The sequence below is a fragment of the Kosakonia arachidis genome, from assembly GCF_900116535.1.
Classification (GTDB): domain Bacteria; phylum Pseudomonadota; class Gammaproteobacteria; order Enterobacterales; family Enterobacteriaceae; genus Kosakonia; species Kosakonia arachidis.
This window is the reverse complement of sequence record NZ_FPAU01000001.1, coordinates 801,266-828,233: the sequence shown is the minus strand read 5'-3', so window position 1 is coordinate 828,233 and position 26,968 is coordinate 801,266. Positions and strand designations below refer to the sequence as shown.

Below are 26,968 nucleotides of genomic sequence, written 5' to 3'. Positions count from 1 at the left end.
AACTATGACGGTTCATTATCAATTAAATTTACTTATTGCAGACGATTTAGCTGCGCAGCTATGCTCACCGCCTCCTGCTGCCAGCCCTGAGCCAACATTTTCACCATTTCGTCATACCCGTCTTGTTGCTGCTTGAGCGTAATATAGAATGGTCGCTTAATCAGTTGCCCCTGGTGTTTGAGCAACCACTCGCCGCTGACGATAACGCGGCCATCATAACGCCCGTGAAAACCGGTCACCGTCACATTCAGCGTGTCCTGTTCATTGCCCAGCGGCTGCGATGCCACAACCCAACCCGGCAACTGATTGCTCAGGTTCGCGACCAGCGTAGTGCGCAACTGCTGGTCAAGTGGGCTGGCCCACAGATTGTTATTGGCAATAACATACTGCACATCCGTGGTTTGATACACGACGCCATTCCCCGCCAGGTAATCCGGCACTGAAATCTGGTCAACCCATAACTGACGATTACTCTGGCTCTGCCCGCTGCTGGCCTGTACTGCCATTTGTGGCGGCGACGGTAACTGGTAGTAACGTTTATTGTTACCGCTGCTGCTACATGCCGTCAGCAATAGCGCCACAATTATTATCGCGCTCTTTTTCATTGTTTCGCCCTCTTCGGCTGCGGATCGTCTTTCCCTTTCGCTTCGAATACCAGCGCATTGCTCTTGTCGTTGAGTGTTTTCAGCACGGGTTGCAATTCCCGCAGTACCTGATCCAGGCGCTGCATATCCGCCACCATCTTGTTATAGGCAGCAGAGCCAGGCTGGAAGCCCTGCATGCTGCGATTCAGTTCACGCAGCGTGGATTGCATATCAGCCGGTAGCTGCTGCATTGACTGGCTGGCTGTCAGTTTGTTGAGATTATCCAGCGTCGTTTGCAGACGTTTAAGCGTCTGCTGACTTTCAGAAAGCGTTGACGTCGCCTGCTGGATCATCGGATTCAACGGCAGATTATTGATCTTATCCAGCGTATCCATCAGACGCTGCTGGATCTGCGCCAGACCGCTGCTCACGGTTGGAATAACCGGGTAGCCCAGAAATTCCCGCATGCCACTTACGGCAGGTACGTTGTTATAGAAGTCGAGGTCGACATACAGCGCGCCAGTAATAATATTCCCGGTTTTCAACGAAGCGCGCAGACCACGTTTGAGCAGTTCATTTATACGCCCTCTCACGTCGGGATCTTCGCCCAGTTGATTAATCAAACGTCCCGGTTCAATATGAACCAGCACAGGGATCCGGTAATCATCATTCAGCGCCTGATCCAGGCCTTTAGTGGAGAATGGCACCCTACTTACTGTGCCCAGACGAATGCCACGAAATTCAACCGGCGCGCCGGGTTGCAGGCCGCGAACCGAATCTTTGAAGAACATCAGATAGTCAATGTGGTCGGTATAGAGCGACTCCTGAATGCTACGCTGATCGTCATACAGCGTGAAAACGGATTTCTCTGCCACCGGCTGACCAAGATCCACGCCTTCCGGAACGTCAAAACTGACGCCGCCCCCAAACAGCGTGGTCAGAGACCCCATCTCCACGCGCATCCCGTCGGAGGACAAATCAACAGCAATGCCGCTGTCTTTCCAGAAACGTACATTGCTGGTCACCAGCCGATCGTTCGGCGCGTTGATAAACAACTGATAACTCATCGTGCGTTTTTGCGTATCGAAAGTGCTGGTCTCAACCGAACCGACACGATAACCACGGAACAGTACCGGATCGCCAGGGCTCAGTTGCCCGACTTTGCTGCTGTCGAGGATCAAACGTATGCCTTTGGCATCAGGCGGTGCCAGCGGCGGAGAATCGAGCAAGTTATAGCGATCCGGCACACTGCCTTTTGTACCCGGCTGCAGTTCGATATAAGCCCCCGAAAGCAGCGTGCCCAGCCCGCTAATACCTTCACGGCCCACCTGCGGTTTCACAACCCAGAAAGCAGAGTCCTGATGCAACAGCTTTTTCATCCCGGAATTAAGCCGCACCTTGATTTCCACATGGGTTAAATCGTCAGTAAGCATCGTGCTTTCAACCATACCGACATCAACGCTGCGACTCTTGATGGTGGTCTTACCGCCAATAATTCCCTCGGCATTGGTGGTGATCAGTGTCACCTCCGGCCCCTGGTGGCTGTAATGATAAAACAGGATCCATGCACCAATCAGCGCCGTAACAATCGGAAAAATCCACACCGGCGACCAGCTTCTCACCTTTTGTACGTTGGCTTCCCCACCCTTATTCTCCATGCTCTAACGACTCCTCATGGTGCATTTGTGGCTCACGGTCCCAGCTTAAGCGCGGATCGAAAGTCATTGCTGCAAACATCGTGATAATAACGACCAGCGCAAACATCAGCGCACCCATCGCAGGATAAATATTCATCAGCCCGCCCATTCGCACCAGCGCGGAGAGCACGGCGATCACAAACACGTCAATCATTGACCAGCGCCCGACAAATTCCACCACTTCATAAATAAAATGCATCCGCTCGCAGTCTCGTAGACCATGACCTTTTGCATCAATACAGAGCCAGGCAATACCTATCATTTTCAACGTCGGTACCATAATACTGGCGATAAAAATCACCAACGCCACCGGGTAAGAGCCCTCGCTCCACAGTAAAATCACCCCGGCGAGAATGGTCGATGGCATGCGATCACCCAGTAGGTCAGTTACCATAATTGGCATAATATTGGCGGGCAGATAGAGCATCACTGCCGTCATCAACAACGCCAGCGTCCACTGGATACTGTTGCGCCGCCGGACATGTCCACGCGTATGGCAACGCGGGCAAACGGGGTGATCCATCGCGATAATCGCCGTACAGCACGGGCAGGAACGCAGCCCCTGACGAATACCCGTCACACCGACGCGCAATGCCTGTTGCAGCTGCGGCGCAGGTGCAATGTCATCCCACAACCAGTGACGATCAACGCACTGGAAAGCACGCAATTGCAACAAACAGAACAGACACCAGGGAATAAAACTGCTGCCAATGCCAATATCGCCATAGGCCATCAGCTTAACAAAACTCACCAGCACGCCTGCGAGAAAGATCTCCGCCATTCCCCAGCTTTTTAGCTGGAATAACACCCGCGCCAGGTTAATGCGCAGACGAAAATCCATCGGCACACGATTCACCAGCAGCAAGATAGTCACGAGGCAGAATGCCGGAACCAGTTGTACGAACAGCAGGAAAAAAGTGCCGAGACTGGCGTAATCTTCAGAAAACAGCACGCCGGGTATTTCCAGCAGTGTGACCTCACTGGCGACACCGGCGACCTGCATATTAACGAAGGGAAAAAGGTTGGCGAGCAGTAACATGAACAACGCCACGATGGCATAAGCTGTGGGACGCTGCCGGGGCGCATCCCACTCGGTTGTCAGTGTTGTGCCACAGCGCGGACACGTCGCTTTATAACCGTGCTGCAACGGCGGCAACGCCACCAGCATGTCACATTGCGAACAAAGAATGTGCTGTGTGGCGTGATGGTGTTCACACATACTGACTCCCTTTATGAGCCGCTTTTCAAAGCCTCAAGATACTCCCAGCGTTCAAACGCCTCTTCCAGCGCCTGTTCCGCCGCAGCCATATCAGCTAAGACTTTTTGCGTATGATCGTGTGACTGGCTAAAGAAGCTGGCATCAGCGACCTGTGCCTGCAAAGCACCCAGTTCCGTTTCCAGCTGTTCCAGCTTTTGCGGCAATTGTTCCAGTTCTCGTTGCAGGTTATAGCTCAGTTTGTTACTGCTGCGTTTAACAGTTTCTGTTTTTACGGGAACTTCCACCGTTTTCTTCGCTACTTCCTGTTTAAAGGCCTGCGAAGCCGCTTGCTGGCTACGGGCATCGTGGTAACCGCCAACATACCGTCCAATACGGCCTTCACCTTCGAAAATCCAGCATTCAGTCACGGTATTATCAACAAACTGACGATCGTGGCTCACCAACATAACGGTGCCCTGATAACTATCAATCAGTTCTTCCAGCAGTTCCAGCGTTTCCACATCCAAGTCGTTGGTCGGTTCATCGAGAATCAACAGGTTGCTGGGTTTCAGGAACAAACGCGCCAGTAACAGACGGTTGCGTTCCCCGCCGGAAAGCGCACGTACCGGCGTCATGGCCCGTTTCGGATGGAACAAGAAGTCCTGCAAATATCCCAGAATATGGCGTGGTTTACCGTTCACCAACACTTCCTGCTTGCCTTCAGCCAGGTTGTCCATCACCGTTTTATCCGGATCAAGTTCAGCACGGTGCTGATCAAAGTACGCCACTTCCAGCTTGGTACCAATGTGCACGCGGCCGCTGTCGGCTTTCAGTTGATCCAGCATCAGCTTCAGCAAGGTGGTTTTACCGCAGCCGTTCGGACCAATCAGCGCAATTTTATCGCCGCGCTGTACCTGCGTAGAGAAGTCGCGCACCAGCACTTTGCCCTCCACGCCATAATTAACGTTTTCTATCTCAAAGACGATCTTGCCGGAGCGTGAAGCCTCTTCGACCTGCATCTTCGCGCTACCCATCACTTCACGGCGTTCACTGCGTTCACGACGCAACGCTTTCAGCGCACGGACGCGGCCTTCGTTACGAGTACGGCGCGCTTTAATCCCCTGACGGATCCACACCTCTTCCTGCGCCAGTTTGCGGTCGAACTCGGCGTTTTGCAGCTCTTCAACGCGAAGATTCTCTTCTTTCTCCAGCAGGTAGGTGTCGTAATCACCAGGATAGGTAACCAGTTTCCCGCGATCGAGATCGACAATGCGCGTCGCCATATTGCGGATAAACGAACGATCGTGCGAGATAAAGATAATGGTGCCGCTAAAGGTTTTCAGGAATCCTTCCAGCCAGTCAATCGCTTCAATATCCAGGTGGTTCGTTGGTTCGTCCAGCAGCAGCACTTTTGGCCCGCTGACCAGCGCACGGCCCAGCGCCGCTTTACGCAGCCAGCCACCAGATAACGCCGACAGCTCCATATCCGGCACCAGACCGAGTTGCCCCAGCACCTCGTTGATGCGGTCTTCCAACTGCCACAGGCCGTGGTGATCCAGCATCTCCTGCACTTTTGCCAGCTCGTTGAGATTTTTATCACTCGGGTCGGTCATCATCAGATGGGAGATTTCGTGATAACGCTTCAGATACTCAGCCTGTTCTGAAATCCCCTCCGCAACGAAGTCATAGACGCTACCGGCGACATCACGCGGCGGGTCCTGCTGAAGACGCGAAACAATCAGATCCTGTTCGTAAACGATACGGCCGTCATCCAGCCCTTGTTCGCGGTTGAGGATCTTCATCAGCGTCGATTTACCTGCGCCGTTACGACCGACCAGACAGACGCGCTCATTTTCTTCGATATGCAGTTCAGCATTATCGAGAAGCGGCGCATCGCTGAACGACAGCCATGCGCCATGCATACTGATTAATGACATTTATTTATCCTTTCAGGCTGCGGTAATCAGCCAGCAGTTGTGGATTTGACGGTTGCGGGCAAAATCCTGCGACTGCGTTTTTTGGGTAATTTCTTGTGCCTGCAGACCCAGTTTCGCCAGCCCGTCGAGATCCATACGAAAACCGCGTTTGTTATTGGAGAACATAATGGTGCCGCCTTTGCGCAGCAGGCGTTTCAGATCCTGCATCAGACGCATGTGATCGCGCTGCACATCAAAAGAATCTTCCATACGTTTGGAGTTAGAGAAAGTCGGTGGATCGATAAAGATCAGATCAAACTGCTCATCCGTCTCACGCAGCCAGCTCAGACAATCGGCCTGAATCAGGCGATGCATGCGGCCACTCAGGCCGTTAAGGCGCAGGTTGCGCTCGGCCCACTCCAGATAAGTGCGTGACATATCCACCGTGGTGGTGGAACGCGCACCGCCCAACCCGGCATGCACACTGGCACTGCCGGTGTAGGAGAAGAGATTGAGGAAATCTTTACCCTTACTCATCTGCCCCAGCATACGGCGGGCAATACGGTGGTCAAGGAACAAGCCAGTATCGAGATAGTCCGTCAGGTTGACCCACAGGCGGGCGTTGTACTCGCTCACCTCCATAAAGTCGCCCTTCTCGTCCATTTTCTGATACTGATTGGTACCCTTCTGCCGCTCGCGGGTTTTCAGCACCAGCTTGTTCGGTGCGATACCCAGCACCTGGATAGTGGCAGCAATGATATCAAACAGGCGCTGACGCGCTTTTTGCGCATCAATAGTCTTCGGCGCGGCATACTCCTGTACCACCACCCAGTCGGCATAGCGATCGACCGCCACGTTGTAATCCGGCAGATCGGCATCATACAGACGATAGCATTCGATGCCTTCCTGGCGCGCCCATTTCTCCAGCTTTTTAACGTTCTTACGCAGACGGTTGGCGTAGTCTTCCGCCATTGCAGGCGCTTTTGCTTCGCCGGTATTTTCTGCCAGATGGTAATTTTTCTGTACGCAATCCAGCGGGCCATTCTTGGCTTTGAACTGGCGCTCAGCACGCAGTTGCAGGCAGTTAAGCAGATCAACAGAGGCGCTGAACAGCGACAGATTCCAGCCGCCGAACTGCGCTTTCAGCAGGCGGCCCAGCAGGCTATGCAGCGCGATCAGCGCCGGTTCGCTCTCCAGACGTTCACCGTACGGCGGGTTACTGATCACCGTACCGTACGGACCTTTCGGCAACGGGTTGCTGAGCTGGGCGACATCTTTTACTTCGAAGGTCACCAGCTCGCCAATCCCGGCGCGGCGCGCGTTGCTGCGGGCAAGTTCAATGACGCGCACATCGCTGTCGGAGCCATAAAAGCGAGATTCATAACCGGCCAGCCCCTGGCGTGCGCGCGTTTGCGCTTCCGCTTTCACCTCTTTCCACAACGCATCATCATGCTGCGCCCAGCCGCCAAAACCCCAGTGGCTGCGATGCAAACCCGGTGCGCGATCGGTTGCCGCCATGGCGGCTTCGATCAGCAGCGTACCAGAGCCACACATAGGATCGAGCAGCGGTGTACCCGGCTGCCAGCCAGAACGCATCACAATGGCTGCCGCCAGGTTCTCTTTGATCGGCGCAATACCCGTGCGATCGCGGTAGCCGCGCAGGTGCAGACCCTCGCCGCTCAGATCGAGGGAGATATTTGCCGTATCCTGATTTAGCCAGACGTTAATACGCAGATCCGGCAGTTCGCGCTCGACATTCGGGCGCGGAAGGTTTTTACGGGTAAAGCTATCAACGATGGCGTCTTTCACTTTTAGCGCGCCGTACTGGCTGTTGCGAATCTCATCATTCAGGCCACTAAAGTGCACGGCAAACGTCGCACCGGGAGTGAAAATCTCTGTCCAGTTGATCGCCTGCACACCGAGATAAAGATCAAGATCACTGTAAACCTTGCACTCTCCGAGCGGCAGCATAATGCGCGAAGCCAGACGACTCCACATCAGGCTCTGGTACAGAAGCCGCGTGTCACCTTCAAAATGGACACCACCCTGAACCACACGGCACTCCTGCGCACCGAGTTTTTCCAGTTCAGTTTTTAACAGCTCTTCCAGCCCGCGGGCCGTACTGGCAAACAGAGAAATCATAATGTCACTTATACTCAACGAAAATTGTTGCGCATTATAGCTAATCTGGCGGCCATGTCATAAAGTTGAGGGCTTATTTTCGACTTACTGGGAGCAAGACGTGCCAACGATTTCGCGTCTCTTTATCCATCCGGTAAAATCCATGCGCGGTATTGGGCTGACGCATGCGTTTGCCGATACCAGCGGCTTTGCTTTTGACCGTATTTTTATGGTCACTCAGCCCGATGGCACTTTTATTACCGCGCGTCAGTATCCGCAGATGGTGCGCTTTACGCCATCACCATTAACCGACGGCCTGCATTTGACCGCACCGGACGGCAGTAGTGCGATAATTCGTTTTACCGATTTTGCGCCTGACGGCGCACCAACGGAAGTGTGGGGTAACCATTTTTTCGCATTGATAGCACCGGATGAGATTAATCGCTGGCTCAGCGGTTTTTTCGCCCGCGAGGTGCAATTGCGCTGGGTAGGCCCGGAATTAACCCGTCGCGTTAAGCGTTATGAAGATGTGCCGCTCTCTTTTGCTGACGGTTTCCCTTATTTATTGACCAACGAAGCTTCACTGCGTGATTTGCAAAACCGTTGCCCGGCCAGCGTGAAGATGGAGCAGTTTCGTCCCAACCTGGTGGTCACCGGCGCGCAAGCGTGGGAAGAGGATAACTGGAGAGTCGTGCGTATCGGCGATGTGGTGTTTGATGTTGTCAAACCCTGTAGCCGCTGCGTGTTGACCACCGTGAGCCCGGAACGGGGGCAAAAACATCCGACCGGTGAACCGTTAGCCACACTGCAAGGGTTTCGAACCGCACAGGATAACGGCGACGTCGATTTCGGGCAGAACCTGATTGCGCGCAACAGCGGCGTCATCCGCGTAGGCGATGAAGTGGCCGTGCTGGCGACCGCACCCGCAAAAATTTACGGCGCGGGTGCCGTTACAGCAGCACTAGAACCGGAAGTTCAGGCTGCGGGAACAGTAGAGATTAACTGGCAGGGGCAAACATTTATTGGCAACAATCAGCAGGTGCTGCTGGAGCAACTGGAAAATCAGGGGATCCGCGTACCCTATTCCTGCCGCGCAGGTGTATGCGGGTGTTGCCAGATCAAGGTAATTGAAGGTGAAGTGAGCGCGATGAAAAAATCGGCCATCAGGCAGGACGGTACCATCCTCTGCTGCAGTTGTATTCCGAAAACAACACTTCGACTAGAAGCTTAAACCGCCTGTTCGAAACGGAGACTCTCAGTATGAAGCTGGGGTTTCAGGCGATCGTTCATTACTTTAATCGCATCACCCAGTTGCATCGTGCGCCCGGCAATCACCACGCCGGGTTGAGCCAGCAGGCATAGCGCGGCATTTTCGCCTGGCTCAACCACCAGCAGGTTTACGCACTCCTGGGTGTCGCTCAGCCAGACACAGGCACCTTCACCGGTCGTAGGCGACCAGAGCACATCGTGCGTCATAAAATGCCAGCTTTTCGGCATTTGCGGTTTCAGGAAGCGAATCGCCACCAGCGCATTAAGCACCAGTTCCGCACGCTGTTCATTAGAGAGTGCGAGGTTGCGGCATTTTTCCTCAAACGAGAAATATAAAGCAGCGTCATCAACACAAAAACCGGAGGGTAAAAACGCATCCGGCGTCAACATTTTTCGGGCAAAACGGGAGCGAAATAGCATACCATTGGCTAAATCGAGCATCATACGATCATGCTCTTCATCAAAATACCAGCGCCAATTATCATCAGGTTTAATTCGCATTGTTCTCTCCCCTCCCCGTAAACTTCCTGTCGCTTTTTTATCCTGTCGCTGTCTCGCTTATTGCTCTAATAATAAAGACCACAATGTACAAATTAGCAACAGTGAGGGAATATAAAACAACCAGGGCCGGAAATAAAGCCCTGGATGTGCACTGGCAAAAAAAGATTAGATATGGGTGACAATTTCTTTAATCAGCGGCGGGCCTTTAAAAATAAAGCCGGAATAAATTTGTACGATGGACGCACCCGCAGCGATCTTCTCGCGGGCAGCAATCACTGAATCAATGCCGCCAACGCCGATAATTGGCAAACGACCCTTTAATTCCTGCGACAGACGGCGGATTATTTCCGTGCTTTTTAATTGCAGCGGACGTCCACTTAAACCACCCGTTTCATCACAGTATTTCATTCCCTGCACCAGCGATCTTTCCAGCGTGGTATTGGTAGCAATAACACCATCAATATGGTGGCGAACTAAACTGTCGGCTACCTGGATCAATTCTTCCTCAGAAAGATCGGGCGCGATCTTCACCGCCACCGGAACATATTTATGGTGGATGTTTTGCAGCTCGTTCTGTTTATTTTTAATTGCCGTTAAAAGATCGTCCAGCGCTTCGCCATATTGCAGCGAGCGTAAACCTGGGGTATTCGGTGAGGAAATATTAATGGCGATATAACCGGCATAAGCATAGACTTTTTCCATGCAAATCAGATAGTCATCTTTCCCCTGCTCTACCGGCGTGTCTTTATTTTTACCGATATTAATGCCCAGCACACCGTCAAAATGCGATTTTTTGACATTCTCAACCAGGTTATCTACACCGAGATTATTAAACCCCATGCGGTTGATCAGACCTTCAGCATCCACCAGGCGGAAGATCCTCGGCTTGTCATTTCCCGGCTGAGCGCGAGGCGTAACAGTACCGATCTCAATGGAGCCAAAACCCATCGCCCCCAACGCATCAATGCATTCACCGTTTTTATCCAGCCCGGCCGCTAATCCCAGCGGGTTCTTAAACGTCAGTCCCATGCACTGCACAGGTTTTTCCGGCACGCGCTGACGAACCAGCGCCTCAAAAGGCGTTCCGGTAATACGGCGTAACTGCTGGAAGGTCAATTCATGGGCACGCTCTGGATCGAGCTGAAAAAGGGCTTTACGAACGAAAGGGTAGTACATGAACTCTCCTGAATTCCCGGGTGCAAACCGGGGGCGTATTATCAGTGAAAGTGCCGCGAAAGGGAATTGACCTGCGGCAAAAAAAAGCGCATCCGACGCAATCGTTTACTCTCGCTATTTTGCTTTATGCATTTTTCAGCAATTTTTTCTCGAATAAATCATTTAGTGGAATAAATCGCCTCTGCCACACTGGGGGAAATTGTTATGGATGTTATCAAACATAGAACAATTAGTTATAAGGAGCGATTATGCGAGTTGTTACCCTGGCGGGAAGCCCACGCTTCCCCTCCCGCTCCAGCGCGCTGCTGGAATATATCCGCGAGCGCCTCAACGCGCAAAAAGTCGAAGTCTGCCATTGGCACCTGCAAAATTTTGCGCCGGAAGATCTCATTTATGCGCGTTTCGATAGCCCTGCCCTGCAAACCTTTATTGAACAACTTCAAGAAGCAGACGGACTGATTGTCGCTACGCCTGTTTACAAAGCGGCTTATGCCGGAGCGCTGAAAGCCCTGCTTGATCTCCTCCCTGAGCGAGCGCTGGAAGGCAAAGTCGTATTGCCGTTAGCGACCGGCGGCACTGTGGCGCACATGCTGGCGGTGGATTACGCCCTGAAACCCGTGCTCAGCGCCCTGAAAGCACAAGAGATTCTGCACGGCGTGTTTGCCGATGATACCCAGGTGCTGGATTACCAGCACAAACCCAGCCTGACAACAAACCTGCAAATGCGCCTTGATAATGCGCTGGAAACCTTCTGGCAGGCGCTGCACCGTCGGGAGATTCAGGCACCGGATTTTCTCCGCTCACAAGGAGTTACTCATGTTTAATCGGTTCCCCTGGCTGGCGCTGGCCGGGCTGCTGTCGTTTTCCGCTTTATCGCAGGCCGCAGATCCCGCACCGGGCTCGCTGCGCATTGGTTACCAAAAAGGCAGCGTCAGTATGGTGCTGGCAAAAAGCCATGAGCTGCTGGAAAAGCGCTATCCGGGCACAAAAGTTTCCTGGGTTGAATTTCCGGCCGGTCCGCAAATGCTGGAAGCACTCAATGTCGGCAGTATTGATCTTGGCAGTACAGGCGATATTCCCCCCATCTTTGCGCAAGCAGCAGGCGCGGATCTGGTGTACGTCGGCGTAGAACCGCCGAAACCGAAAGCCGAAGTGATTCTGGTGGCGGAAAACAGCCCAATCAAGACGGTAGCCGATCTGAAGGGGCATAAAGTGGCCTTCCAGAAGGGTTCCAGCTCCCATAATTTGCTGCTACGCGCTCTGCAACAGGCTGGGCTGAAGTTCAGTGATATTCAACCTGTGTTTTTGACTCCTGCTGATGCGCGCGCTGCTTTCCAGCAAGGGAATGTGGATGCGTGGGCAATCTGGGATCCTTATTACTCTGCGGCATTGTTGCAGGGAGGAGTACGGGTACTGAAAGACGGCACCACACTCAAGCAGACCGGTTCCTTCTATTTAGCCGCTCGCCCGTATGCAGAAAAGAACGGTGAATTCCTGCAGGGCGTACTGGATACCTTTAGCGAAGCCGATGCCTTAACCCTCAGCCACCGCGACGAAAGCGTGGCGCTGCTGGCAAAAACCATGGGGCTGCCGCCAGCGGTAATTTCAACCTATTTCGATCATCGTCCACCAACCAAAATCGCGCCTGTTAATGAAGCCACGGCAGCGTTGCAGCAACAAACTGCCGATCTCTTTTATGAGAATGGCCTGGTGCCGAAGAAAGTCGATATCCGTACCCGTATCTGGCAACCAACCAAAGAAGGAGCAAAATCATGAGTCTGAATCTGTTCTGGTTTTTACCAACGCACGGTGACGGCCACTATCTTGGCACTGACGAGGGCTCACGCCCGGTGGATCATAACTATTTGCAGCAAATCGCGCAGGCCGTAGACCGGCTGGGTTTTAGCGGTGTGTTAATTCCTACTGGCCGTTCGTGCGAAGATGCATGGCTGGTGGCCGCCTCGTTGATTCCGGTCACTCAGCGGTTAAAATTTCTGGTAGCACTACGTCCAAGTGTGGTATCGCCGACCGTCTCGGCACGTCAGGCAGCAACGCTGGACAGACTCTCCAATGGCCGAGCGCTGTTTAACCTGGTTACGGGCAGCGATCCGCAGGAACTTGCAGGTGATGGCGTATTTCTCGATCACAACGAACGCTATGAAGTCTCCTCCGAATTCACCCATGTCTGGCGCCGCCTGCTGGAGGGCGACACGGTGGATTACGAAGGCAAGCATATTCATGTTCGCGGGGCAAAACTCTTTTTCCCGCCAGTACAGCAGCCACGTCCACCGCTCTATTTTGGCGGCTCCTCGGATGTGGCGCAGGATCTGGCGGCGGAACAGGTCGATCTCTATCTCACGTGGGGTGAACCGCCAGAGCGGGTAAAAGAGAAGATTGCGCAGGTGCGCGCCAAAGCCGCAACCCATGGCCGTGAGGTGCGGTTTGGTATTCGCCTGCATGTCATTGTCCGTGAAACCACCGCCGAAGCCTGGCAGGCGGCGGACCGCCTGATTTCCCACCTTGATGAGGAAACCATCGCCAAAGCACAGTCCGCTTTTGCACGTCAGGATTCCGTCGGACAACAACGCATGGTGGCGCTACACGGCGGTAAGCGCGATCAACTGGAGATCAGCCCGAACCTCTGGGCAGGTGTCGGTCTGGTACGCGGCGGCGCAGGAACCGCGCTGGTCGGCGATGGTCCGACGGTTGCTGCGCGGATTAACGAATACGCCGCGCTGGGGATCGACAGTTTTATTCTCTCCGGCTATCCACATCTGGAAGAGGCATACCGGGTGGGCGAGCTGCTGTTCCCGCATCTCGATGTCGCTATCCCGGAGATCCCGCAGCCACAGCCATTGAAATTGCAGGGTGAAACGGTGGCAAATGAGTTTATTCCCCGTAACGTGGCGCAAAGCTGAGGTTTCTATGGCTTCACAAAACAGATGGTTACTGCGTCTCGCTCCGTGGCTGCTGCCCGCAGGAATTGTGGTGGTCTGGCAAATTGCCTCCTCCACCGGCTGGTTATCTACGCGCATCCTGCCTTCACCGGAAAGCGTCGTAAAAGCGTTCTGGACGCTGAGCGCCAGCGGCGAGTTGTGGCAGCACCTGGCCATCAGTTCATGGCGGGCGGTGATTGGCTTCTCCATCGGTGGCTCGATTGGGTTGATGCTCGGGCTTATCAGTGGCCTGTCGCGCTGGGGAGAGCGCCTGCTGGATACATCCATTCAGATGCTGCGTAATGTGCCGCATCTGGCGCTGATCCCACTGGTGATTTTATGGTTCGGAATCGACGAGAGCGCCAAAATATTCCTCGTGGCGCTCGGTACGCTATTCCCCATCTATATCAACACCTGGCATGGCATCCGCAATATTGACCAAGGGCTGCTGGAAATGGCACGTAGCTACGGCCTTTCGGGTTTTACCCTTTTCATCCATGTGATCCTGCCCGGCGCGCTACCATCGATAATGGTTGGGGTGCGTTTTGCGCTCGGTTTGATGTGGCTGACGTTAATTGTGGCGGAAACTATTTCAGCCAACGCCGGGATCGGTTACCTGGCGATGAACGCCCGCGAGTTCCTGCAAACCGATGTCGTGGTGGTCGCCATTATTCTCTATGCCCTGCTTGGCAAACTGGCGGATGTCAGCGCACAACAGCTGGAGCGTCTGTGGCTGCGCTGGCATCCCGCTTACCACACCAAAGAGGTCACCGCATGAACACTGCCCGGCTGAATCAGGGGATCCCGTTATTACTCAACGGCGTTAGCAAACATTACGACAACAACCTGGTGCTGAATGCGCTGGATTTGCATATCGCCGCCGGGCAGTTTATTGCTGTGGTCGGCCGCAGCGGCGGCGGGAAAAGTACCCTGCTGCGCCTGCTGGCTGGGTTGGAGTCGCCGAATGGTGGAGAGTTACTGGCCGGCAATACACCGCTTGCCGACATTCAGCATGATACGCGCATGATGTTTCAGGAAGCGCGTCTGCTGCCATGGAAATCGGTGATTGATAATGTCGGGCTTGGGCTGAAAGGCCGCTGGCGAAGTGCAGCACAACAGGCGTTGCAGTCAGTGGGGCTGGAACAACGGGCCAATGAGTGGCCTGCTGCGCTCTCCGGCGGGCAAAAACAGCGCGTTGCGCTGGCTCGTGCGCTGGTGCATCAACCGGGACTGTTATTGCTGGATGAACCGTTAGGTGCGCTGGATGCCTTAACCCGGTTGGAGATGCAGGGGCTGATCACCGAACTGTGGCAAACCTATGGTTTTACCGTGGTGCTGGTGACACACGATGTCAGTGAAGCGGTAGCGATGGCTGATCGCGTGTTATTAATAGAGGAAGGGAAAATCGGCCTCGATTTGACCATCGATCTGCCGCGCCCGCGCCGGCTGGGCTCGGTAAGGCTGGCGGAACTGGAAGAAGAGGTACTGAACCGGGTGATGAAACGTGGCGAACGGGAACTGGCTGCATTGCCCCGGACTCGCCACGCTTAACCCGCTTTTTGCCCGATGGCGTATTGTGCCACCGGGCTATACAGCATCACGCCAGCGCTTTGCTGACTTTCTCAAACAGATCGCCCGAGAGATTCGGCAGCGCTTTCAATTGCTCCAGCGCCGCACGCATGAGCGCCTGACGTTTGCTGTCATAACGTTTCAGGCGGATCAGCGGCTCAATCAAACGCGATGCCACTTGCGGGTTGCGGCTGTTCAGCTCGGTTAACATCTCCACCAGGAACTGATAGCCGCTACCATCCTGCGCATGGAACGCCGCCGGGTTGCTGCCAGCAAAAGCGCCGATCAGCGAGCGGATGCGGTTCGGGTTGCTCAGGGAGAACGAACGGTGTTTCAGCAGACTACGCACCATTTCCAGTACGTTATCCGCCGGGCTTGTCGCCTGCAGAATAAACCATTTATCCATCACCAGACCGTCCTGATGCCACTTGTCATCATACTCCTGCATCAGCGCATCACGGCACGGAAGCTGCGCGGCAACAGCTGCGGAGAGCGCTGCCAGCGCATCCGTCATATTGTCCGCATCGTGGTACTGCTGACTAACCAGCTTGTTGGCCAGTTGCGCATCGCCAAACGCCAGGTAGCGCAGCGCAGTGTTACGCAGGGAACGCTTGCCGATATCGGCATGTTCAACATGGTAGCTGTTGAGTTTGTGAGCGTGATAAATCGCCAGGAACTCATCGGCCAGTTCTGTCGCCAGCGTGCGGGTTAACGCTTCGCGAACGGCAGCAATCGCCAGCGGATCGATGATGTCAAACAATTCAGCAATTTCGTTCGCCGATGGCAGTGTGAGGATCTCAGCCGCCAGCGCCGGATCGATTTGCTCATCAAGCAAAATGGCACGGAATGCATCGGCAACATGCAGCGGCAGCGACAATGCCTGTCCTTGCTGGTGGCGGGCAACATTCAGTTTGATATGCGTGGCCAGCAAGCTTTGCGCCGCATCCCAGCGAGAGAAATCGTTGCTGGCATGACGCATCAGGAAGGTTAACTGCTGATCGCTCCATTTATATTCCAGTTTCACCGGCGCGGAAAACTCACGCAGCAGTGATGGCACCGGCTGGAAATAGACATTGTCGAAGATAAAGGTCTGTTCGGCCTGGGTGACATTCAGCACATGATGAACCGGGTGACCCTCTTTCTGCAGTGGAATCACCTTACCTTCGTTATCGTACAGCTCGATGTCGAACGGAATGTGCAGCGGCTGTTTATCCTGCTGCTCAGCGGTTGGCGGCGTGCGCTGGCTGATGGTCAGCGTGTACTGCTCGGTATTCGGGTTGTAATCGTCGGACACCGTTACAATCGGTGTGCCGGCCTGGCTGTACCAGCGGCGGAAATGCGACAGATCGACATTCGACGCATCTTCCATTGCCTGCACAAAGTCGTCACAGGTCGCGGCGCTGCCGTCATGACGTTCAAAGTAGAGCTGCATCCCTTTCTGGAAATTTGCTTCGCCAAGCAGCGTATGCATCATGCGGATCACTTCCGCGCCCTTTTCATACACCGTCAGGGTATAGAAGTTATTCATTTCGATAACTTTGTCCGGACGGATCGGGTGCGCCATCGGGCTGGCGTCTTCGGCGAATTGCAGGCCGCGCATAGTGCGGACGTTGTTAATGCGGTTAACCGCGCGGGACCCCAGATCGGAGCTGAACTCCTGGTCGCGAAATACTGTCAGCCCCTCTTTCAGACTGAGCTGGAACCAGTCGCGACAGGTCACACGGTTACCGGTCCAGTTATGAAAATATTCGTGGCCGATAACGCGCTCAATATCGAGATAGTCTTTATCCGTCGCGGTATCGGTGCGGGCGAGAACGTATTTAGAGTTGAAGATGTTCAGCCCTTTGTTCTCCATCGCCCCCATGTTAAAGAAGTCAACAGCGACGATCATGTAAATGTCGAGATCGTATTCCAGACCGAAACGCTGCTCATCCCACTTCATCGAGTTTTTCAGCGAGGTCATTGCCCACGGCGCGCGATCGAGATTACCGCGATCGACATACAGCTCCAGCGCAACTTCACGCCCGGAGCGGGTAGTAAAGGTATCGCGCAGTACGTCAAAATCACCGGCCACCAGCGCAAACAGATAGCACGGTTTCGGGAACGGGTCCTGCCACTGTACCCAGTGACGGCCATTCTCCAGCTCGCCCTGCGCCATACGGTTACCGTTCGACAACAGGAACGGGTAGCGGGATTTATCGGCAATCAGTTTCGTGGTAAAGCGAGCCAGCACGTCCGGGCGATCAAGATACCAGGTAATGTGGCGGAAACCCTCGGCTTCACACTGCGTGCACAACGCTTCACCGGACTGGTAAAGCCCTTCCAGAGCGGTGTTCGCCGCAGGACTGATCTCATTCACAATGCGCAGAGTAAAACGTTCCGGCAGGCCATCAAGAACCAGCTGGGAGCCTTCTTCTTTATAGTTGGTCCAGGGTTCGTCATTGACATGCACTGAAATCAGTTTCAACTCGCCACCATCAAGGCGCAGCGGCGTCGCAGAGGCGCTATGGCGTGACACGGTACTTAATGCGGTGACGACGGTTTTTGCGGCATCAAGATCAAAAGTCAAGTCAATATCGCTAATCAGGTAATCCGGCGCACGGTAATCGTGGCGGTATTTGGCTTGTGGCTGTTGTGTCATAAAAAAACCTTTAGCATCTTCTGTTTGGTTACGATTCCAGTCTATTCCGGTTGCCCCAATCGCGCCACGCAGAATGTTCATCTTTTCAGAGGGAAAAGCTCTACCTGCTACATTTTTATAACAGGCGGCACAAAATGCCATCGACCCCTTCAGCACGTTATGGTGTGATCAGGGTTCAATAACCTGGTAAACAAGGTATACTCCAGCAACTATCTGCTTTGTTTATTGTACTAAACGCTCCTGTAAGAGGATGCTACTGCGCACCATGACTCAACTCGCTTTCCCTGGTCTGCAAACGCTGCTGGATACCGACGCCTATAAGCTGCACATGCAGCAAGCGGTGTTCCATCACTATTATGACGTGCATGTCACGGCTGAATTCCGCTGTCGCGGCGACGACCTACTGGGTATCTACGCCGATGCGATCCGCGAGCAGGTGGATGCGATGCAGCATCTGCGCTTGCAGGATGAGGAGTACCTGTGGCTCTCCGGCCTCCCCTTCTTCAAAACCGATTATCTCAATTGGCTGCGGACGTTCCGTTACGATCCGCAACAGGTGACGATCAACAACGACAACGGCAAGCTGCATATCCGCCTTTCCGGGCCGTGGCGTGAAGTCATTATGTGGGAAGTTCCACTGCTGGCGGTGATCAGTGAAGTAGTTCATCGCTGCCGCTCGCCGCAGGTTGGCGTGCAGCAGGCCCTGCTGCATCTGGAAGAAAAACTGGCGGATTTTGCTGTTCGCTCACAGCAACTGGATATGTCCGGTTTCCGCCTGATGGATTTCGGTACTCGCCGTCGCTTCTCGCGCGATGTGCAGCAAGCGATTGTCGCACGTCTACAACAGGAACCGTGGTTTATTGGCACCAGTAATTACGATCTGGCGCGTCGCCTGGCACTGACGCCAATGGGCACACAGGCGCATGAATGGTTCCAGGCACACCAGCAAATCAGCCCGGATCTGGCCACCAGCCAGCGCGCGGCATTAGCGGCATGGCTGGAAGAGTACCCCAATCAATTAGGGATTGCGCTGACCGACTGCATTACAATGGATGCGTTTTTACGCGACTTCGGTGCGGAATTTGCCACACGTTACCAGGGTCTACGCCACGATTCAGGCGATCCGGTCGAATGGGGCGAAAAAGCCATTGCCCATTATGAAAAACTCGGTATCGACCCGCTGTCGAAGACGCTGATATTTTCTGACAATCTCGATCTGAACAAAGCACTGGATCTCTACGCGCATTTTGCCGATCGCATTAAATTGGGCTTTGGTATCGGCACACGCCTCACCTGCGATATTCCTGGCGTGAAGCCGCTGAATATTGTTATCAAGCTGGTGGAGTGTAACGGAAAACCGGTTGCAAAATTATCCGACAGCCCCGGCAAAACCATCTGCCACGATAAAGCCTTCGTCCGCGCACTGCGCGAAGCCTTTGACCTACCACAGGTCAGAAAGGCCAGCTAATCACCAGGGAGCCGATGGCTCCCTTCTCTTTTCCGATAATTTATTAATGCTTCCTTGCTAATTCTGCTTGTCTGATGGCGCACGCCAGGTAACATAGAAAACCCCGTCTTTTTGGGCGGACAAAGTGTTTATTTTTTCCGACTATTAATAGAGAGAATATTATGAGCGTTGTGCCTGTAGCCGACGTATTCCATGGCCGCGTTGCCGTTGACAGTGAAGTCACCGTGCGCGGATGGGTACGCACCCGCCGAGATTCTAAAGCTGGTATCTCCTTCCTCGCCGTTTATGACGGCTCCTGCTTTAATCCTGTACAGGCCGTTATTAATAATTCTCTGCCCAATTACAATCAGGACGTTTTGCGCCTGACCACCGGTTGCTCAGTGATCGTCACAGGTAAAGTGGTTGCGTCTCCGGGTGAAGGTCAGAGTCTGGAAATTCAGGCCACCTCCGTTGAAGTAACTGGCTGGATTGAAGATCCAGATACCTATCCGATGGCGGCAAAACGCCATAGCATTGAGTATCTGCGTGAAGTTGCGCACCTGCGTCCGCGTACCAACCTGATCGGCGCAGTGGCCCGCGTTCGCCATACGCTGGCGCAGGCGCTGCACCGTTTCTTCGACGAGCAGGGCTTCTTCTGGGTCTCTTCACCGCTGATTACCGCATCGGATACCGAAGGTGCCGGCGAAATGTTCCGTGTTTCCACGCTGGACATGGAAAACCTGCCGCGTACCGCAGAAGGCAAAGTCGATTTTGATAAAGACTTTTTCGGCAAAGAAGCTTTCCTGACGGTTTCTGGCCAGTTGAACGCCGAAACCTATGCCTGTGCGCTGTCAAAAGTGTATACCTTTGGCCCGACCTTCCGCGCTGAAAATTCCAACACCAGCCGCCATCTGGCAGAGTTCTGGATGCTGGAACCGGAAATCGCTTTTGCCGATCTCGACGATAACGCCCGTCTGGCAGAAGCCATGCTGAAATATGCCTTCAAAGCAGTGCTGGAAGAGCGTCTTGACGATCTGAAATTCTTTGAGGAGCGTGTCGATAAGGACGCAATCAGCCGTCTTGAGCGTTTCATTGCAGCGGATTTCGCGCAGGTGGATTACACCGATGCCGTCGCTATTCTTGAAAAATGCGGCGAGAAATTCGAGAACCCGGTTTACTGGGGCGTTGACCTGGCCTCTGAACACGAACGCTATCTGGCAGAGAAGCACTTTAAAGCGCCGGTGGTGGTGAAAAACTACCCGAAAGATATTAAAGCATTTTATATGCGCCTGAACGACGACGGTAAAACCGTGGCCGCGATGGACGTACTGGCGCCGGGCATCGGTGAAATTATCGGTGGTTCGCAGCGTGAGGAGCGTCTTGATGTGCTGGACGCACGTATGGCCGAAATGGGTCTCAATAAAGAAGACTACTGGTGGTATCGGGATCTGCGCCGTTACGGCACGGTTCCGCACTCGGGTTTCGGCCTTGGCTTCGAGCGTCTTATCGCCTATGTCACGGGCGTACAGAACGTTCGTGACGTGATTCCATTCCCGCGTACGCCGCGCTCCGCGACATTCTAATCAACATCGAGGCCAGCTTCAGCGCTGGCCTTTTTCTTATCCTTTCCTGTCCTGTCAACTTTCGTTAACAACCTTTCGACATCATCGTAGACAATATTGTCACACTTACCTTTCTTTGCGCATTTTTACGCTTGAAATAACTGCGCACAAAAAACACCCCCAAGCTTATTACGGGATATGTCTGACTGTTAATTAGCACATTTGGTCAAAAAACACACAGACATCTGGATAGCTAAATCCTGATTTAAGAAAAAGACAGATGAGAACGGTTCCGGGGCAGTAAAACTCATTAGCTCAATTAAATATAAGTAATTCATATAAATAGGAATGAGAGCGCTGCTTTTATCAGCGGTTGGTGCTGAACTTTGAGATGGTTCACAAAGTTCCCTTAAATTAATACTTTTTTACACAATATTTCTTTTTGTTACTTTTTTAAGACATTTGTAGCACTTTCAGAGTAGCGAAACGATTATATGTTTGGAAAGATGCCTCTCAGACACAGAAAGACACCAAACTCTCATCAATAGTTCCGTAAATTTTTTTTGACGGATTTATTGGCGGCAGTGGCAGGTGTTCATAAAAAACCAATGAGGGTAATAAATAATGATGAAGCGCAATATCCTGGCAGTGGTTATCCCTGCCCTGCTGGTAGCGGGTGCAGCTAACGCTGCAGAAGTCTATAACAAAGACGGCAACAAAGTTGATATCTACGGTAAAGCTGTAGGTCTGCACTACTTCTCTAAAGACAACGGTGCCAACAGCTACGCAGCCAACGGCGACCAGACTTATGCTCGTCTGGGCTTCAAAGGCGAAACTAAAATCAACGACCAACTGACCGGTTACGGCCAGTGGGAATACAACTTCGCTGGCAACAACTCCGAAGGTGGTACTGACGCGCAGACTAACAACAAAACCCGTCTGGCGTTTGCTGGTCTGAAAGCTGGCGATTTCGGTTCTTTCGACTACGGTCGTAACTACGGTCTGGTATACGATGCAATCGGTGTAACCGATATGCTGCCAGAGTTCGGTGGTGATACCGCCAACAGCGACAACTTCTTCTCTAGCCGTAACGGTGGTCTGGCAACTTACCGTAACAACAACTTCTTCGGTCTGGTTGACGGTCTGAACTTCGGCGTTCAGTACTTGGGCAAAAACGAGCGTTCTGACGCAACTCGTTCCAACGGCGACGGTTGGGCTTCTTCTTTAAGCTATACCATCGATGGCTTCGGCATTGTTGGTGCTTACGGCGCGGCAGACCGTACCAATGCACAGCAACTGCTGGCTCGTGGCCACGGTGACAAAGCTGAGCAATGGGCTACTGGCCTGAAATACGATGCTAACAATATCTATTTGGCAGCGCTGTACGGTGAAACCCACAACGCGACCCGCATTACTAATGGTTTTGCGAACAAAACTCAGGACTTCTCTGTTGTAGCACAGTACCAGTTCGATTTTGGTCTGCGTCCGTCCGTCGCTTACTACAAATCTAAAGCGAAAGATGTTGAAGGCATTGGTAGCGAAGACTTCATCAACTACGTTGAAGTGGGCGCGACTTACTACTTCAACAAAAACATGTCTACCTATGTTGATTACATCATCAACCAGATTGATAAAAACAACAAACTGGGCGTAGGCGCTGACGACACCGTTGCAGTGGGTATCGTTTACCAGTTCTAATCAGAGTCACCCCTCGACTGTTATATGCATATCAAACAGGGCCTTTGGCCCTGTTTTTTTATGCCTGAAACCAAAATACCGACGACTTTTAAAAAGCCTCGCGCTTTTTATCGCAAACGGTTGGCAATTCGTGCGTCAGCCGTTACCCTGATAGCGGACTTCCCTTCTGTCATCAAAATGGAACCTCGTCATGTTTGAGAATATAACCGCTGCCCCTGCCGACCCCATTCTGGGTCTGGCCGATCTGTTTCGCGCCGATGAACGCCCTAATAAAATTAACCTGGGCATCGGTGTCTACAAAGATGAAACCGGCAAGACCCCGGTATTAACCAGCGTGAAGAAAGCAGAACAGTACCTGCTGGAAAACGAAACCACCAAGAATTACCTCGGCATTGATGGTATTCCTGAGTTTGGTCGTTGCACCCAGGAACTGCTGTTCGGCAAAGGCAGCGCGATTATCAACGACAAACGTGCACGCACTGCACAGACACCAGGTGGTACTGGCGGTCTGCGCGTCGCAGCGGATTTCCTTGCCAAAAACACCGCCGTTAAGCGCGTCTGGGTAAGTAATCCAAGCTGGCCAAACCATAAAGGCGTCTTTAACTCCGCTGGCCTCGAAGTCTGCGAATACAACTATTATGATGCGCAGAACCACGCACTGGACTTCGACGGCATGCTGGCAAGCCTTAATAGCGCGCAGGCGGGTGATGTGGTGCTGTTCCATGGCTGCTGCCATAATCCAACCGGTATCGATCCGACGCTGGAACAGTGGGAAGCACTGGCGAAGCTCTCCGTAGAGAAAGGCTGGCTTCCGCTGTTCGACTTCGCCTATCAGGGTTTTGCTCGCGGTCTGGAAGAGGATGCAGAAGGCCTGCGTGCTTTTGCGGCGCTGCATAAAGAATTGCTGGTCGCCAGCTCGTTCTCGAAAAACTTCGGTCTGTATAACGAACGCGTGGGTGCCTGTACGCTGGTGACTGCAGACGCAGAAAGTGCCGATCGCGCCTTCAGCCAGATGAAAGCCGTGATCCGTGCCAACTACTCTAACCCACCGGCGCACGGCGCCTCTGTAGTGGCTACCATTCTCAGTAATGACGCGTTACGCGCGATCTGGGAGCAGGAGCTGACCGATATGCGCCAACGTATTCAGCGTATGCGTCTGCTGTTCGTGAATACGCTGCAGGAGAAAGGCGCTAATCGCGACTTTGGCTTTATTACCCGTCAGAACGGTATGTTTTCGTTCAGCGGTCTGACCAAAGAGCAGGTCCTGCGTCTGCGCGAAGAGTTTGGCATTTATGCTGTCGCTTCCGGGCGTATTAATGTCGCAGGTATGACGCCGGATAATATGTCGCCGCTGTGCGAAGCGATTGTCGCCGTGCTGTAAAATGTAACGCATGCAGAAAGGGTCGCCGAAGCGACCCTTTTTTATTCACCACACCGGTAATTCATCCTGCAGGAACGGGTTGTGCAACCGTTCATTGCCCAGCGTTGACATTGGTCCATGACCAGGAATAAAGGTGATGTCATCACCGAGAGGCAGCAATTTACGTTTGATTGAATCAATCAACTGCGCATGATTCCCCTGCGGGAAATCGCTGCGCCCAACGCCGCCTTTAAAGATCACATCGCCGGAAACCAGCAAACGCGACTGGGCATCAAAAAACACCACATGTCCCGGCGTATGACCCGGGCAATGCAATACCTGTAATGTCACCTTACCGACGGTAACCGTATCGCCTTCATTTAACCAGCGATCGGGCGTCAGCGGCGGGCAATCATCCAGACCAAACATCCGGCTTTGGGCAGGCAGCCCTTGTAACCAGAACTCATCATTTTTTTCCGGGCCAATAATCGGCACACCGTAATGCTGTGCCACTTCGGCTGCCGCCCCCACATGATCAAGATGACCATGCGTGAGCAGAACTTGCGTCAACGTCACGCCGGAAGCATCCACCTCGGCGATAATACGCTGCGCATCACCGCCAGGATCGACCACGGCGGCAAGTTGAGTCTGTTCACACCAGACAAGTGAACAATTCTGGGAGAACGCGGTAACCGGAATAATACGATAGTTCATACTGCTCCTGTAGCTCAGGCCTGAGGTTTACCAGTGCCGTACTGGCCCGGTATCAATATGCACAAAGTTGCTGCTGGGGTAGTATCCTACACCACCCGCGCGCAGAGATAACGCTGCTTTGCGAATATTACTCAGAGAAATCCCTTCAATATGGAAATCCATGGCCTGGCCTTTGGTGTGATAACTCTGTTTCGCCACGCCACGGCTATGCGCGCGAAGTTCATTGTTCGTATCGACTGAACGATACCCTGAAATCAGTTGCACAGGCTTGCGTGTTCCCAGCAGCACCTGCAGGCGAAAGATGTGATCAAACAGCTGAGGATCGATGGTTTTAATTTTATTCGCGCGGTAATCACGGAAAAAATGATTCAGTTTTGCTAATTCATCCTGAATATAGCCTCTGCCATCAAAGAACTCGGCTTTAATAGACTCTCCGGTATTCAGATTGTTCAGCGTCAGAATACGCGGTCGTGGCGTGGAAAGGGTAGCAAACGCCTGTGTTGGTAACATGGCGGCGCCAAGAGCAACCCCACCCAACGCCAGCAGTTTGCGGCGATTAGCGTCAAATTTATCCATGATAATAAATTCTATAGATAAGCAAAGTTAAACGTAATTTATGCACTTCTTTAGCGCACGAAAGGCACCTTACCGGGCTACAAACGCCGCGTCAAGGCAGCCTCCCCCCAGCAACGACGGGCTTTGTAGCCTACAAAGCCCATTTATTGCCAGTTATTACGACAATGCTATCTGCCAAACTGCTTCATTTATCTGATTAATTGTTCAGCTTTTGGCAAAATTTGTGCGCCCGATCGTGCAGTAAGATCGTAATTGTAAATATCTGTACGATACTGCGTGCGACCATCGGCCCCCACAAATGCGGTCAGATAGTAGAGATTGACGGGGATGTTGTGACGAATATTTACGTAGCGGGTATCTCCCTGCTTTAAAGCATCGGAGATACGCGTATCGTTCCATCCGGCATCCTGCAACAACATATTTGCCAGTTCAGAGGCCTTATTCACTCGCACACAGCCCGAACTCAGCGCCCGTGTCTCTTTCTGAAACAAGTTATGGTTCGGTGTGTCATGCAAATAGATGGCATCAGAACTTGGCATATTAAATTTGTAACGGCCAAGAGAGTTCTGTACACCCGGCGCCTGCTGGAAACGGAACGGTAAATTCGACGGCGTAATTGTCGCCCAATCAACCATTGACGGATTGATCGCCTCTTTGCTATTCCAGCCGCGCAGCACAGTATAACCGTGGCGTTCAAGGTACGTCGGATCGTTCAGTACTTTCGGAAGAATATCCTGACGCGCCAGCGTTGGTGGTACGTTCCACGGCGGATTGACCACCACATTGTTCAGCGCACTACTCATCATCGGCGTTTTGCGATCGGGGCGTCCTACAATTACCCTTGATGCCAGCACCTGGCTGCCGTTGAGATAATAAACCAGCGAGTACTCCGGAATATTTACCATGATGCCGGTGGAAAGTGTCGCTGGCAGCAGGCGGAGCCGTTGGATATTGAGCGCCAACAAGGCAGCACGCTGCGACGGACTGACATTCAGCCAGTCATGCGTACCCTGGCCAATAACACCATCGGCATGTAGCCCCTGCCAGGCCTGAAAGCGCTTTACTGCCTCAACCAGTTGCCGATCGTAAGCTGCACGCGTCGGTACTTTTTTCCTGGTCGACGCCGCAGAGGTGCTGACTGCGACCCGATCGCCAGGTAGCACGATGTTCGGCCCGCCCTCCAGCATGCCGGTACGCTGCAGGATCTCGCGCAACGCCGGAACATCGTTGCTCCACTGCCCTGGTCGCAGCGTGACGTTACTCACCATTTGTGGCCACGGGCGAGAATCCCCGACCAGCGTCAGCAATGACTGATGCATAGCGGCATATTGCGGATGGTGTGGTGCAAGGTTTTGAATGAATGACGGCAGCGAACCGTTATCCAGCGCCAGTTGCCACTGATTGATCACTGAAATCGCAGGTGTTGCCAGCGCATAGGGTTTGTCGCTATAAAGCCAGCGCTGGCCTTTCGCCTGAATACCGGAAACAAAATGCAGATAGCCCAACATGGCGTCAGAGAGCACCACATCACGCGCCATACCGGAAACACCCGGGTCGGTTAACAGCTCAACCCAGGTGGTGAATTGCGGCTGGAAACCGGCAATCGCTACTTCAGCCAGTTGCTGTTGAAACGCCTGCACCGCATCGCGGTTATCCCACATGGGTTTCTGGCCGCGCGCCGCGTACAGGGCCGCCAGTTGATTCATATAGACGGGCGTCCAGTTGGCGGGCAATTGCGACTGCAATTGTGCGCGAACATCTGCCACAGAAACACCGGCAGGATAAGGCTTAACGCCGATTAACATGGCGGTAGCAGGCGATTGCGCCTGTGGCTGCGGTAACACTGTAGGCTGATCACCCGGCGTGGCGGAACTATCAACCGGCACGATTTCAGGCTCATCGGCCTTCACGCTGAACAGTGGAGCAAATGCCAGTGCCAGACACAAACTCAGCGCTGACACCCGACGACCATTTAACTTCTTAAGCAACATCCCTTGCCCCCT

21 protein-coding genes are annotated in these 26,968 nt (G+C 53.2%); 10 read left to right on the top strand and 11 right to left on the bottom strand.

Features of this window, described 5'->3' with window-relative positions; all coding sequences use genetic code 11:
• Window positions 1–32 precede the first annotated feature (32 nt).
• The 5 genes from pqiC to rlmKL are packed head-to-tail and all read right to left on the bottom strand — an operon-like array spanning window position 33 to window position 7,537.
• The gene (pqiC, locus tag BM427_RS03965; protein WP_090119402.1) at window positions 33–605 is read right to left on the bottom strand and encodes a membrane integrity-associated transporter subunit PqiC; all 573 of its coding nucleotides are present in this window, start codon (window positions 603–605) and stop codon (window positions 33–35) included.
• Entirely contained in the window at window positions 602–2,242 is a 1,641-nt protein-coding gene (pqiB, locus tag BM427_RS03960) for an intermembrane transport protein PqiB (protein ID WP_090119400.1), read from the bottom strand. Before pqiB ends, pqiC begins: the two co-directional genes overlap by 4 nt.
• Window positions 2,232–3,500 carry a membrane integrity-associated transporter subunit PqiA gene (gene pqiA, locus BM427_RS03955; RefSeq protein ID WP_090119399.1) on the bottom strand — a complete coding sequence of 423 codons (1,269 nt, stop codon included), beginning with the start codon at window positions 3,498–3,500 and terminating at the stop codon, window positions 2,232–2,234. The genes pqiB and pqiA overlap by 11 nt, the downstream gene beginning before the upstream one ends.
• Window positions 3,501–3,511: 11 nt before the next feature.
• Complete coding sequence (locus tag BM427_RS03950; protein WP_090119397.1) at window positions 3,512–5,416, bottom strand: ABC transporter ATP-binding protein; 1,905 nt, start codon at window positions 5,414–5,416, stop codon at window positions 3,512–3,514.
• Window positions 5,417–5,428: 12 nt separating this feature from the next.
• A complete protein-coding gene (rlmKL, locus tag BM427_RS03945; protein WP_090119394.1) occupies window positions 5,429–7,537 on the bottom strand; it encodes a bifunctional 23S rRNA (guanine(2069)-N(7))-methyltransferase RlmK/23S rRNA (guanine(2445)-N(2))-methyltransferase RlmL in 2,109 nt (702 codons plus the stop codon).
• Window positions 7,538–7,637: 100 nt separating this feature from the next.
• On the opposite strand from rlmKL, the gene BM427_RS03940 reads away from it, so the two are divergent.
• Entirely contained in the window at window positions 7,638–8,747 is a 1,110-nt protein-coding gene (locus BM427_RS03940; RefSeq protein ID WP_090119392.1) for a YcbX family protein, read from the top strand.
• Here the strand turns inward: BM427_RS03940 and zapC are convergent.
• Complete coding sequence (zapC, locus tag BM427_RS03935; RefSeq protein ID WP_090119390.1) at window positions 8,744–9,286, bottom strand: cell division protein ZapC; 543 nt, start codon at window positions 9,284–9,286, stop codon at window positions 8,744–8,746. The genes BM427_RS03940 and zapC overlap by 4 nt on opposite strands.
• Before the next feature lie 165 nt (window positions 9,287–9,451).
• Window positions 9,452–10,462 (bottom strand): quinone-dependent dihydroorotate dehydrogenase, encoded by a 1,011-nt coding sequence (pyrD, locus tag BM427_RS03930; RefSeq protein ID WP_090119388.1) that lies wholly within the window; start codon window positions 10,460–10,462, stop codon window positions 9,452–9,454.
• A 248-nt stretch (window positions 10,463–10,710) separates the two neighbouring features.
• On the opposite strand from pyrD, the gene ssuE reads away from it, so the two are divergent.
• The 5 genes from ssuE to ssuB are packed head-to-tail and all read left to right on the top strand — an operon-like array spanning window position 10,711 to window position 14,949.
• Complete coding sequence (gene ssuE, locus BM427_RS03925; protein ID WP_090119386.1) at window positions 10,711–11,286, top strand: NADPH-dependent FMN reductase; 576 nt, start codon at window positions 10,711–10,713, stop codon at window positions 11,284–11,286.
• Complete coding sequence (locus BM427_RS03920; RefSeq protein WP_090119383.1) at window positions 11,279–12,238, top strand: sulfonate ABC transporter substrate-binding protein; 960 nt, start codon at window positions 11,279–11,281, stop codon at window positions 12,236–12,238. The genes ssuE and BM427_RS03920 overlap by 8 nt, the downstream gene beginning before the upstream one ends.
• On the top strand, window positions 12,235–13,380 hold the full coding sequence (gene ssuD, locus BM427_RS03915; RefSeq protein WP_090119381.1) for an FMNH2-dependent alkanesulfonate monooxygenase: 1,146 nt from the start codon (window positions 12,235–12,237) through the stop codon (window positions 13,378–13,380). The genes BM427_RS03920 and ssuD overlap by 4 nt, the downstream gene beginning before the upstream one ends.
• Before the next feature lie 7 nt (window positions 13,381–13,387).
• The gene (ssuC, locus tag BM427_RS03910) at window positions 13,388–14,176 is read left to right on the top strand and encodes an aliphatic sulfonate ABC transporter permease SsuC (RefSeq protein WP_090119379.1); all 789 of its coding nucleotides are present in this window, start codon (window positions 13,388–13,390) and stop codon (window positions 14,174–14,176) included.
• On the top strand, window positions 14,173–14,949 hold the full coding sequence (ssuB, locus tag BM427_RS03905; RefSeq protein WP_090119377.1) for an aliphatic sulfonates ABC transporter ATP-binding protein: 777 nt from the start codon (window positions 14,173–14,175) through the stop codon (window positions 14,947–14,949). The genes ssuC and ssuB overlap by 4 nt, the downstream gene beginning before the upstream one ends.
• A 46-nt stretch (window positions 14,950–14,995) precedes the next feature.
• Here the strand turns inward: ssuB and pepN are convergent, their stop codons facing one another.
• The gene (pepN, locus tag BM427_RS03900) at window positions 14,996–17,608 is read right to left on the bottom strand and encodes an aminopeptidase N (protein WP_090120673.1); all 2,613 of its coding nucleotides are present in this window, start codon (window positions 17,606–17,608) and stop codon (window positions 14,996–14,998) included.
• A gap of 265 nt (window positions 17,609–17,873) precedes the next feature.
• On the opposite strand from pepN, the gene pncB reads away from it, so the two are divergent.
• The 4 genes from pncB to BM427_RS03875 all read left to right on the top strand — a co-directional run bounded on the left by pncB (window position 17,874) and on the right by BM427_RS03875 (window position 23,696).
• The gene (gene pncB, locus BM427_RS03895; protein WP_090119376.1) at window positions 17,874–19,076 is read left to right on the top strand and encodes a nicotinate phosphoribosyltransferase; all 1,203 of its coding nucleotides are present in this window, start codon (window positions 17,874–17,876) and stop codon (window positions 19,074–19,076) included.
• Window positions 19,077–19,237: 161 nt separating this feature from the next.
• Window positions 19,238–20,638, top strand: coding sequence for an asparagine--tRNA ligase (gene asnS / locus BM427_RS03890; RefSeq protein WP_090119374.1), 1,401 nt, complete (start codon window positions 19,238–19,240; stop codon window positions 20,636–20,638).
• A 603-nt stretch (window positions 20,639–21,241) separates the two neighbouring features.
• A complete protein-coding gene (gene ompF, locus BM427_RS03880; protein ID WP_090119372.1) occupies window positions 21,242–22,315 on the top strand; it encodes a porin OmpF in 1,074 nt (357 codons plus the stop codon).
• A gap of 190 nt (window positions 22,316–22,505) precedes the next feature.
• A complete protein-coding gene (locus tag BM427_RS03875; RefSeq protein ID WP_090119370.1) occupies window positions 22,506–23,696 on the top strand; it encodes an amino acid aminotransferase in 1,191 nt (396 codons plus the stop codon).
• A gap of 45 nt (window positions 23,697–23,741) precedes the next feature.
• Here the strand turns inward: BM427_RS03875 and BM427_RS03870 are convergent, their stop codons facing one another.
• The 3 genes from BM427_RS03870 to ldtD all read right to left on the bottom strand — a co-directional run bounded on the left by BM427_RS03870 (window position 23,742) and on the right by ldtD (window position 26,956).
• Window positions 23,742–24,389 carry an MBL fold metallo-hydrolase gene (locus tag BM427_RS03870; protein ID WP_090119369.1) on the bottom strand — a complete coding sequence of 216 codons (648 nt, stop codon included), beginning with the start codon at window positions 24,387–24,389 and terminating at the stop codon, window positions 23,742–23,744.
• Between the two features lie 27 nt (window positions 24,390–24,416).
• Window positions 24,417–24,965, bottom strand: a complete 549-nt coding sequence (gene mepK / locus BM427_RS03865; RefSeq protein ID WP_090119366.1) for a peptidoglycan L,D-endopeptidase MepK — start codon at window positions 24,963–24,965, stop codon at window positions 24,417–24,419.
• Window positions 24,966–25,153: 188 nt separating this feature from the next.
• A complete protein-coding gene (gene ldtD, locus BM427_RS03855) occupies window positions 25,154–26,956 on the bottom strand; it encodes a L,D-transpeptidase (RefSeq protein WP_090119364.1) in 1,803 nt (600 codons plus the stop codon).
• Window positions 26,957–26,968: the final 12 nt, after the last annotated feature.